Origin of the sequence: Cryobacterium sp. TMT2-18-2, assembly GCF_004402245.1 — a bacterium.
Classification (GTDB): domain Bacteria; phylum Actinomycetota; class Actinomycetes; order Actinomycetales; family Microbacteriaceae; genus Cryobacterium; species Cryobacterium sandaracinum.
This window is the reverse complement of sequence record NZ_SOFU01000004.1, coordinates 50,183-59,992: the sequence shown is the minus strand read 5'-3', so window position 1 is coordinate 59,992 and position 9,810 is coordinate 50,183. Positions and strand designations below refer to the sequence as shown.

The following is a 9,810-nucleotide window of genomic DNA, read 5'->3' as shown; positions in this document are numbered from 1 at the left end:
CGGAGAGCGAGCTGGTCGCCTCGGCCACCGGCACCAGCTCCGAAACCCCGGTGCCGGCGTCGGCGGATGAGATCCGGTTGCAGGGTGCGGTCTGGAGGGCCGTGCTCGCGCCCGACGGGTCCCGGCCCGACGACCACGCCCTGATGGTGCGCGGGATCCGGCTCGGCCGCGAACGCGACGGCATCGTGCCGGTCTCGGGGCGTTGATGCCCGAGATCGCGGGCAGGCTCCGCCGCCTCTTCGACGCGTACCTGTCGCCGAAGAGCGCCCCGGTCGCCTTCCACACCGCGGAAGAAGCCGACGCCGAGCGGGAGCAGGCGCCGCTCGAACGCGACGACCGCACGCCCGACCAGCGGCGCCACGACGTGCTCGCCGTGATCCTCGACATTGACTCCCGGGCCGGGGAGGCCCCGACCATCGACGGCGCCGACACCCCGATCTCGATCAGCGCCGTCACAGACCTGATCAGCACCGGCGGACAACAGAAAGTCGTCATCACCGATGAGGGCCGCATCATCGCCCTCGGCTCACCCGAACGGTGCTTCACCGCCGCGCAACGCCGGACGATTCAGCTCCGCGACGGCGCCTGCATCATCCCGGGCTGCAAAATCCCGGCCGGGATGGCCGAGATCCACCACGCGATCCCGCACTCCGAGAGCGGACCGACGCACACCGACAACGGGGTGCTGCTCTGCTGGTGGCACCACCGCTACCTCGCCGCCTCCGGCTGGAACATCCGCATGCTGCACGGCGCCGTGCAGATCATGGCACCACCCTGGCTCGAGACCGGGCCCCGCACCTGGCGAAACGCCACCACATCGCGCACCCGGATGACCGACGCGGCCGAACGGAAGAACGGATAGGGAGTCTCTCGTCTCCGCTCCCTGGTCCCGGACTCGGTCCCGGTCCGGTCCCGGTCCCGACAGGCTCGACCAGCGTCGCGGGAACGTTGGGGAGGGTGGGCCGCCGGGTAGCGTAGGGACTATACGCGTTGACCCGAGAAAGGGGCATCATGAACGCACCCCACGACCCGTTTGAGCTTTCTGCACTCCGGCTGACGCTAGATCTCGCCCGGCGGGGCACGGAATTCTTTGGCCGCGGACTGCAGGGGCTCACGGACGATGAACTCGACGGGGACTCTCTGCTGCCGGGCTGGACCCGGCGCCAGGTCGTCGCACACGTCGCGTCCAACGCCCGCGCGATCGGACGGCTGGCGCAGTGGGCCGACACCGGAGCCGAGACGGTGATGTATGCCTCGATGGAGGCGCGGAATGCGGAGATCACCGCGGGCAGCATCCTCAGTTCCGACGCGCTCCGTGAATCCTGGGCGGACTCGGCCACCGACCTGGACCGCCGCTGGCTGGCGCTGGCGGACGACCGCTGGGTCGTTCCGGTCAGGAACGGGCAGGGTGCCATGGTGCCGCTGCGAGACACGGTCTGGATGCGCACCCGCGAACTCTGGATCCACGCCGTCGACCTCAACCACGGTGCCGGCTTCCGGGACCTGCCGGAGGAGGTTCTCGACCGGCTTCTCGGCGAGATTGTCGGTGCCTGGGCCTCACGGGGTGACATGGGCCGCCGGCTCACCGCGACGGATTCGACGCACACAGGCTACGGCGATCCGGATGCCCTCGACCAGGTCACGGGGTCGCTCGCCGACTTGGCCGCCTGGGCCGCCGGCCGTGCCCGCTCGGGCGTTACGTCCGATGCGGGGGAGACCCCCGTGGCAGCGCGCTGGCTCTGACCAGGCTGCGACCAGGCCCGCTCCTGCCACAGGGTGGGCCGTCCACGAGAACGGCCCCGCACCAACACGTGCGGGGCCGTTCCTCAGTCAATCAGGCCGTGACGGTTATTTGCCTGCCTTGCGGGCCGACTTCTTCTCTTCGGCCGGTGCCACTGCTTCGACGGCCGCGCGACCGGCGCGGACCTCGTTGAAAGAGGTGCCGTAGTACGCGGCCTCCATGATGGTGCGCATGTCATCGAGCATCGGCATGCGCGGGTTGGCCGGTGCGCACTGGTCGCCGTAAGCACCCATGGCCAGGCTGTCGAGGCGGCTGATGAAGTCCTCCTCCGGCACACCCTGCGCCTGGAAGGACGGCTTGATGCCGGCCAGGTCGCGCAGCTTCTCCACGGCCAGGGCGTAGGACTCGACGCCCTCCGCCGGGGTCGACGCCGGGAGGCCGAGGTGCTTCGCGATCTGCTGGAAGCGCTCCGGGGCGATGTAGCTCTCGTACTTGGGCCAACTGGTGAGCTTGGTGGGGATGAGGCCGTTGTAACGGATCACGTGCGGCAGGTAGGTCGCGTTGACCCGGCCGTGGATCAGGTGGAGCTGCGCGCCGGTGACGTGAGCCATCGCGTGACAGATACCCAGGAACGCGTTGCCGAACGCCATGCCGGCGATCGACGAGGCGTTGTGCATCTTCTCGCGGGCCTTGATGACCTCACCGTCGGTGCTGGCGGTGGTGCCGTTGACGCTGGTCACGATGTTCTCGAAGATCAGCTTGATCGCGTGCAGGCAGAGGCCGTCGGTGAAGTCGTTCGCGTACACGGACACGTAGGCCTCGGTGGCGTGCGTGAGAGCGTCGAAACCCGAGTCAGCAACCAGGAACGACGGCATCATGGCCGTGAGCACGGGGTCGATGATCGCGACGGTCGGCAGGAGCGCGTAGTCCGCGAGCGGGTACTTGACTCCGGTGACTTCGTCGGTGATCACGGCGAACGGGGTCATTTCCGAACCGGTACCCGAAGTGGTCGGGATACAGACGAGCTTGGCCAGTTCGCCGAGGTCGGGGAACTTGAACGCGCGCTTGCGCACGTCGAAGAACTTTTCCTTCATGTCGGAGAATTCGATTTCGGGGTGTTCGTACAGCAGCCACATCACCTTCGCGGCGTCCATCGGCGAGCCGCCGCCGAGGGCGATGATGGTGTCAGGCTTGAAGGCCCGCATTTCGGCGGCACCCTTCTCGACCGCTGAGACGGTCGGTTCGGGCAGCACGTTGTCGATGATCTGCAGTGCGACGCGGCCCTCGCGCCGGTTCAGGATGTCAAGGATCTTGTCGACGAAACCGAGGCGGGTCATGGTCGAGTCGGTCACGATCGTGACGCGTTCGACGTTGCGCATATCCGCCAGGTAACGGATGGCGTTCGGCTCGAAGTACGTCTTGGCGGGGACCTTGAACCACTGCAAGTTGTTGTTCCTTCTGCCGATGCGCTTGACGTTGATGAGGTTGATCGCGGAGACGTTGTTCGAGACGGAGTTGTGTCCGTACGAGCCACAGCCAAGCGTCAACGACGGGATGAACGCGTTGTAGATGTCACCGATACCACCGAGCGAGCTGGGGGCGTTGGTGATGATCCGGACCGCCTTGACGCGGGTTCCGAACTCTTCGATGATGGCCGGGTTTTCGCTGTGGATGGAGCCCGAGTGGCCGAGGCCGTCGAATTCAACCATCTGCTCGGAGAGCGAAATACCCTCTTCAGCGTCCTTGGCGTGCAGCACGGCGAGAACGGGTGCCAGCTTTTCGCGGGTCATCGGCTCGTGCGGTCCCACTCCGGCGACCTCGACCAGGATGATCGATGTGTCGGCCGGGATGGTGAATCCGGCCTGCTGGGCGATCCAGACCGGCGACTTTCCGACGACGGCGGCGTTGAGCTTGGCCTCGCCACAGTTGGTCGAGTTGGCCTGGACTCCGAAGATGTAGTCCTCGAGGAGGAGCTTCTCGGCCGGGGTGACCAGGTAGGTGTGCAGGATCTTGAACTCGGCCATGGCTTCTGCGTAGAGCGGCTCTTCGATGATGACGGCCTGCTCCGACGCGCAGATCATGCCGTAGTCGAAGGACTTGGAGAGCACGACGTCGTTGATGGCACGCTTGAGCTTGGCGCTCTTCTCGATGAAGGCGGGAACGTTGCCCGCGCCGACGCCGAGGGCCGGCTTGCCGCAGGAGTACGCGGCCCGGACCATGGCGTTGCCACCGGTGGCGAGGATGGTTGCGACGCCCGGGTGGTTCATCAGCAGGCTGGTGGCCTCGAGGGACGGCGTTTCAACCCACTGGATGCAGTTTGCCGGTGCACCGGCGAGGATGGCGGCGTCGCGCACGACGCGCGCTGCGGCCACGGAGGACTGCTGAGCGCCCGGGTGGAAACCGAAAACGATCGGGTTGCGGGTCTTCAGCGCGATGAGCGACTTGAAGATCGCGGTCGAGGTGGGGTTCGTAACGGGGGTCACACCGCAAATCACGCCGACCGGCTCAGCGATTTCAGTAATGCCAGTAATGTCGTCTCGGCTGATAACGCCGACGGTCTTAAGGTTTTGCATCGAGTTCGTAACGTGCTCGCATGCGAAAAGATTTTTAACGGCCTTGTCTTCGAATACGCCACGGCCGGTTTCGGCTACGGCGTGAACGGCAAGTTCGGCGTGTTTGCTGAGAGCAGCCACCGAGGCTTTCTTAACGATGTGGTCGATTTGTTCCTGCGTGAAGTTCGCGTAATCCAGAAGCGCGACCTGAGCGGCTTTAACCAGGGAGTCAATTTGAGTGGCAAGTGACTCGGTGACTGGTTTGTCGATTATTGTCATTGTGTCCCTTTTTGGCGGCCCACCTTGGGCTTATCGCCTCTTACCTATAACCTTAGGGCGCTGGCCAGACGGCTGCACGTCAAGGGACGCCCACTCAGCGGTCCAGGGGCCGGTCGCCATCAGCAGATTGGCTGATCGGCAGCATCTTCGCTGCGAGAAACGGAACCTTTGGAAATTGTCTGACAACTCGCAGTCTGATCGGTTCTTACGCGCGCGTGCACGCGCGCGCCATGCGCGCGAAGCGGCGCCTGAAGCCGCTGCCGGTCAGCCTCGGCCGAGACCGCGGACGGCGCCCACGGCGGCTTGAACGGATGCGGCCGCTTCAGATGCATCCGCAGCTGTGGTCGTCGATGCCAGCGTGAACCGCACGGCGGTCTGGGCGACCTCAGCCCGGATGCCCAGAGCGGTCAGCACATGGGACGGCTCGTCGCTGCCGGCCGCGCAGGCCGAACCGCTCGAGCAGACGATGCCGCGCTGTTCCAGTTCGAGCAACACCGCCTCGCCGCTCGTGCCCGGGAAGACGAACGAGGCGGTGCCCGGCAGACGCTCCGTCGGGTGGCCGGTGAGGCAGGCCGACGGTGTTCCGCTCAGAACCGTGGTGATGAAGGCATCCCGCAGCGCGGTGATACGGGGCGCTGCCTCCGCGCGTTCCACCTCGGCGAGGCGCAGTGCGGTCGCCAGTGCCAGTGCCCCGGGCACGTTCTCCGTTCCGCTGCGGCGCCCGCGCTCCTGACCGCCGCCGTGCAGCACCGGTTCGACCGCGATGCGGCGGCGTAGGAAAAGCACCCCGATGCCGGGAGGTGCGCCGAGTTTGTGGCCCGACAGGCTCAGGGCATCGACACCGAGAGCGCCCACGTCGACCGAAAGCCAGCCGGCCGCCTGCACGGCATCGGTGTGGAGCGGAACGCGGGCGTCCTGGGCGATGGCCGATAGTTCCGCGAGCCGCTGAACGGTGCCGACCTCGTTGTTGGCGTACTGCACCGAGACGAGGGTGGTGTCCGGGCGGATCACGGTGCGGAGCTGTTCCGGATCCACCCGGCCGGAGGCATCCGGGTCCAGGAGCGTCACTTCGAAGCCGTGCAGGCGGCGCAGATAGTCGCAGGATTCGAGTACCGCCTCGTGCTCGATCGGCGTCGTGATGAGGTGTCGGCCGCGCGGGGCGCCCAGAGCGATGCCCTTGATCGCGAGGTTGTCGGACTCGGTGCCGCCGGTCGTGAACACCACGTCGGCCGACCGGCAGCCGAGCACGCCCGCGACCATGGCCCGCGCCTCGGCGAGCGCGGCGGCCGCGGCCTCGCCCACTCGGTGGTGGCTCGACGGGTTGCCGAACCGGCCCGCGAGCTGCTGCCAGAGCACCTCGAGAACTTCCCGTCGCACCGGGGTGGTCGCGGCGTTGTCGAGATAGATCATGGCCGGACCGCTCAGCCCTCGGTGAGGATGACGACGTCGAGGCCGAGGTCGAGGGAGCGCACGCTGTGCGTGATGGCCCCGACCGAGATGATGTCGACACCGGTCTCGGCGATGCCGCGCACGGTCAGCAGAGTGACGCCGCCGCTGGCCTCCACGCGTGCTCGGCCGCCCGTGAGGCGTACGCCCTCGCGCAGGTCGTCGGGGCTGAAATTGTCGAGCATGATCGTGTCGACACCGGCGGCAAGCACAAGCTCGATTTGGTCGATTCGGTCGACCTCCACCTCAAGGTGCGTGGTGTGTGAGATGCGGTCGCGCACCTGCCGGAGCGCCTCGGCGAGGTTCAGGCCGCCCGCGGTGAGCACGGCCAGGTGGTTGTCCTTGGCCATGACCGCGTCGGAGAGGCTGAACCGGTGGTTGTGGCCGCCGCCGTCGCGCACCGCGGCACGTTCCAGCACACGCAGGCCCGGGGTGGTCTTGCGGGTGTCGACGATGCGCGCGCGGGTACCGGCCGTCTCGGCCACGTAGAGCGCTGTCAGCGTGGCGATCCCGCTCATGCGCTGCACAAAGTTCAAGCCGATGCGCTCGGCCTGCAGAATGCCGCGGGCGGACCCCGACACTTCCGCCAGGGTGTCACCGGCGTCGAAGACGGTGCCGTCGGCCACGAGCATCCGAACGACGATTCGCGGGTCGGTCAGTCGGAAGGCCGCCGCGAACACGGCACCACCGCTGAAGACGCCGGATTCCCGGGCGACCAGCTGCGCGGTTGCGGCGGCGTCGGCGGGGATCAGCACCTGCGAGGTGAGGTCGCCCCAGGGGGCGTCCTCCTCGAGCGCGGCGCGCACGACGGTGTCGATGGCGTTCATGGTCAGCATGCGATGGCCTCCTCGGCCTCAGTGGGGTGGTCCAGATTCAGGGTGCTCCGCATATCGTCGGCTGTGTCCAGGGCTGTGCCGCGGGTCCAGGCGACGGTCCGGGCGAGCTCGGGCCGGCCGTCGGGGTAGTCGGAGCGGTGATGTGCGCCGCGCGATTCCTCCCGAGCCAGGGCGGAAGCAACGGTGACCCGAGCCAGGTCGAGCAGGTTGGCGTCTTCATATGCCCGAACCCGCATATCAAGTGACGTTGTTTCGTCCGGTCCCGTCGGACGGGTGGCCCAGCCGGTCAGGGTGACGGATGCCTCGGCGAGCTTCTCCCCGCTCCGCAGCACTCCCGCGCACTCCCACATCAGCTGCTGCACGGCGTCACGGTCGACGCCGGCAGGTAACCTCCCAGTGGTCGAGCCTGTCACGACCGAAACCCCCGCCGAGACCCGAACCGGCAGGCGCAGCGCGCGCACGGCCCGGTCGGCGAACACGGCCGCTTCGAGCAGAGAGTTGGAGGCCAACCGGTTGGCCCCGTGGGCGCCGGTGCGGGCTACTTCTCCCACGGCGAACAGGCCGGGCAGGCTGGTGCGGCCCCAGATATCGGTGAGCACCCCGCCCATCCAGTAGTGCGCCGCCGGGGCGACCGGGATCGATTCGACGGCCCAGTCCAGGCCGGCAGCGCGGCAGGCCGCGGTGATGGTCGGGAAGCGTCGCTCGAGCAGTTCACGGCCGAGACCGGTGGCGTCCAGTCGCACCGGTTCGCCGCCCTGCCCGGTCATTTCCCGGGCGATGCCTCTGGCCACGATGTCGCGCGGGGCGAGTTCCGCATCGGGGTGCACGTCGAGCATGAAGCGGTGGCCCGACGCATTCCGCAGCACGGCGCCTTCCCCGCGCACCGCCTCGGAGACCAACGGGGTACCGGGAACCGCGAGTGCGGTGGGGTGGAACTGGTAGAACTCGAGGTCGGCGACGGATGCCCCCGCGCGCCACGCGGCGGCCACGCCGTCGCCCGTCGCCAGAGCCGGGTTCGTCGTGTGCGGGAAGAGCTCGCCGGCACCGCCGGTCGCCAGGATCACCGTGTCGGCGGGGATCGTGCGGAGTGCTTCGTCGGGCCCGAGGAGGACAACCCCGGTCACGCGTCCGTCCTGCACGGTCAGATCAACCAGCATTGTGTGTTCCTGCACGCGTAGGCGGGCGCCCACGCCCCGCAGCGAGCGGGCGGCCCGTTCACGCACCGTCGCCACGAGGGCAGCCTCGATGGCTGCGCCCGTGGCATCACCGCCGGAGTGCAGCACCCGCGAGCGGGAGTGGGCAGCCTCCAGTCCACGGGTCACTCCGGACTCGTCGCGGTCGAAGTCCACACCGAACCGGATCAGGTCCCGCACCCGAGCCGGTCCCTCGGAACAGAGCACGCGCACTGCGACCGGGTCGCAGAGTCCGGCACCGGCGCGCAGGGTGTCCTGCACGTGTGACTCGACCGAGTCGTCGGGGAACATGGCCGCGGCGATCCCGCCCTGGGCCCAGCGGGTGTTGCTGTCGGGCAGGGCCGCTTTCGTGACGAGGGTGACCTGGTGGCCGGCATCCGTCGCACGCACCGCGGCGATGAGTCCGGCCAGCCCACTGCCGACGACGAGCACGCGGGTCACGGTCAGGCCCCGATGGAGACGGGCGGCTTGGCGGAAAGCATCCGTTCGAGGGCGACGCGGGCGTTGCCGGCAACCTCGCCCGGTACCTGGATGCGATTGAGCACCTCGGGCGCGCGGTCCGCGGTGCCGACCAGAGCTTCGAGCACCCAGGCCAGGTAGCCCGAGTGGATGCGGTACATGGTGGAGCAGGGGCAGACCACCGGGTCGAGGCAGAAGATGGTGTGCTCGGGGTGCTGTGCGGCGAGACGCTGCACCAGGTTGATCTCGGTGCCGACGGCGAACGTGGACCCGGCCGGGGCTGCCTCGATGGCCTTCTTAATGAAGTCGGTCGAGCCGGAGGAATCGGCGGCGTCGACGACGCCCATCGGGCACTCCGGGTGCACGACGACGCGCACGTCCGGGTGCGACTGGCGGGCCGCGGTGATCTGGTCCACCGTGAAGCGCTTATGCACGCTGCAGAACCCGTGCCAGAGCACGACCTGGGCGGTCTCGAGCTCCTCAGCCGTGTTGCCGCCGAGGGCCTTGCGCGGGTTCCACATCGGCATTCGCCCGAGGGGCACCCCCATCGCCTTGGCGGTGTTGCGGCCGAGGTGCTGGTCGGGGAAGAAGAGAACGCGGCGGCCGCGGGCGAAGGCCCACTCGAGCACGGTCTCGGCGTTGGAGGAGGTGCAGACGATGCCGCCGTGCTCGCCGCAGAACGCCTTCAGCGCGGCCGAGGAATTCATGTAGGTGACCGGGATCACGGGCACGCGGCCGTCGACGCCCTGCTCGGTGCCGTAGATGTCCTCGAGCTGCTCCCAGCAGTCGGTGACGGAGTCGATATCGGCCATATCGGCCATCGAGCAGCCGGCGGCGAGGTTGGGCAGGATGACCGCCTGCTCCGGCGTGGAGAGCAAGTCGGCGGTTTCGGCCATGAAGTGCACGCCGCAGAAGACGATCGCCTCGGCATCCAGGCGGCTTTTGGTGGCCTGCGCCAGCTGGAAGGAGTCGCCCACGAAGTCAGCGTGCTGCAAGACCTCGTCGCGCTGGTAGAAGTGCCCGAGAATCACGACCCGGTCGCCGAGCGTGGCCTTGGCGGCACGGATGCGATCGCCGAGTTCCGCCGCCGACGCGCGACGGTAGACCTCGGGCAGCTCACCCTGCCGCGGTGACCCGGTGGGGATGACATCGCCCATCGACGACCCCGGGCCGTAGCCCGGCGTGCCGGAATCAAACTCCCACGGAGCGGTGAGCAGGTCGGGGCTGCACGTGCTGCCGGCGGCCGCTCCCGTGCTGATGAGCCGAATGGTCTGGTCGACCGATGCGTTGGTCATGCGGTTACT

7 protein-coding genes and 1 pseudogene are annotated in these 9,810 nt (G+C 68.1%); 3 read left to right on the top strand and 5 right to left on the bottom strand.

Annotation, left to right across the window (positions count from 1 at the left end):
* The 3 genes and pseudogenes from E3O22_RS15745 to E3O22_RS00655 all read left to right on the top strand — a co-directional run.
* Positions 1-206: pseudogene (locus E3O22_RS15745) on the top strand (HNH endonuclease); the annotation flags it as partial.
* The gene (locus E3O22_RS00660) at positions 206-862 is read left to right on the top strand and encodes an HNH endonuclease signature motif containing protein (protein ID WP_134394294.1); all 657 of its coding nucleotides are present in this window, start codon (positions 206-208) and stop codon (positions 860-862) included. The pseudogene E3O22_RS15745 and the gene E3O22_RS00660, both read left to right, overlap by 1 nt.
* 149 nt (positions 863-1,011) lie before the next feature.
* Positions 1,012-1,743, top strand: coding sequence for a maleylpyruvate isomerase family mycothiol-dependent enzyme (locus E3O22_RS00655; protein ID WP_134394293.1), 732 nt, complete (start codon positions 1,012-1,014; stop codon positions 1,741-1,743).
* A 105-nt stretch (positions 1,744-1,848) separates the two neighbouring features.
* Here the strand turns inward: E3O22_RS00655 and adhE are convergent, their stop codons facing one another.
* The 5 genes from adhE to nadA form a co-directional block, all read right to left on the bottom strand.
* A complete protein-coding gene (adhE, locus tag E3O22_RS00650) occupies positions 1,849-4,572 on the bottom strand; it encodes a bifunctional acetaldehyde-CoA/alcohol dehydrogenase (RefSeq protein WP_134394292.1) in 2,724 nt (907 codons plus the stop codon).
* A gap of 264 nt (positions 4,573-4,836) precedes the next feature.
* Positions 4,837-5,982, bottom strand: a complete 1,146-nt coding sequence (locus E3O22_RS00645) for a cysteine desulfurase family protein (RefSeq protein ID WP_134394291.1) — start codon at positions 5,980-5,982, stop codon at positions 4,837-4,839.
* A gap of 11 nt (positions 5,983-5,993) precedes the next feature.
* Positions 5,994-6,854 (bottom strand): carboxylating nicotinate-nucleotide diphosphorylase, encoded by an 861-nt coding sequence (gene nadC / locus E3O22_RS00640; RefSeq protein WP_134394290.1) that lies wholly within the window; start codon positions 6,852-6,854, stop codon positions 5,994-5,996.
* Positions 6,848-8,488: an L-aspartate oxidase gene (gene nadB, locus E3O22_RS00635; RefSeq protein WP_134394289.1), complete on the bottom strand. Its 1,641-nt coding sequence runs from the start codon at positions 8,486-8,488 to the stop codon at positions 6,848-6,850. The genes nadC and nadB overlap by 7 nt, the downstream gene beginning before the upstream one ends.
* A gap of 2 nt (positions 8,489-8,490) precedes the next feature.
* Positions 8,491-9,801, bottom strand: a complete 1,311-nt coding sequence (nadA, locus tag E3O22_RS00630; RefSeq protein ID WP_134394288.1) for a quinolinate synthase NadA — start codon at positions 9,799-9,801, stop codon at positions 8,491-8,493.
* Between the last annotated feature and the right edge of the window lie 9 nt (positions 9,802-9,810).

What these genes read in the sequence shown, in the direction of transcription:
- adhE (WP_134394292.1), bottom strand. Translation starts at nt 4,572, where the DNA reads ATGACAATAATCGACAAACCAGTCACCGAGTCACTTGCCACTCAAATT.
- E3O22_RS00645 (WP_134394291.1), bottom strand. Translation starts at nt 5,982, where the DNA reads ATGATCTATCTCGACAACGCCGCGACCACCCCGGTGCGACGGGAAGTT.
- E3O22_RS00655 (WP_134394293.1), top strand. Translation starts at nt 1,012, where the DNA reads ATGAACGCACCCCACGACCCGTTTGAGCTTTCTGCACTCCGGCTGACG.
- nadA (WP_134394288.1), bottom strand. Translation starts at nt 9,801, where the DNA reads ATGACCAACGCATCGGTCGACCAGACCATTCGGCTCATCAGCACGGGA.
- E3O22_RS00660 (WP_134394294.1), top strand. Translation starts at nt 206, where the DNA reads ATGCCCGAGATCGCGGGCAGGCTCCGCCGCCTCTTCGACGCGTACCTG.
- nadC (WP_134394290.1), bottom strand. Translation starts at nt 6,854, where the DNA reads ATGCTGACCATGAACGCCATCGACACCGTCGTGCGCGCCGCGCTCGAG.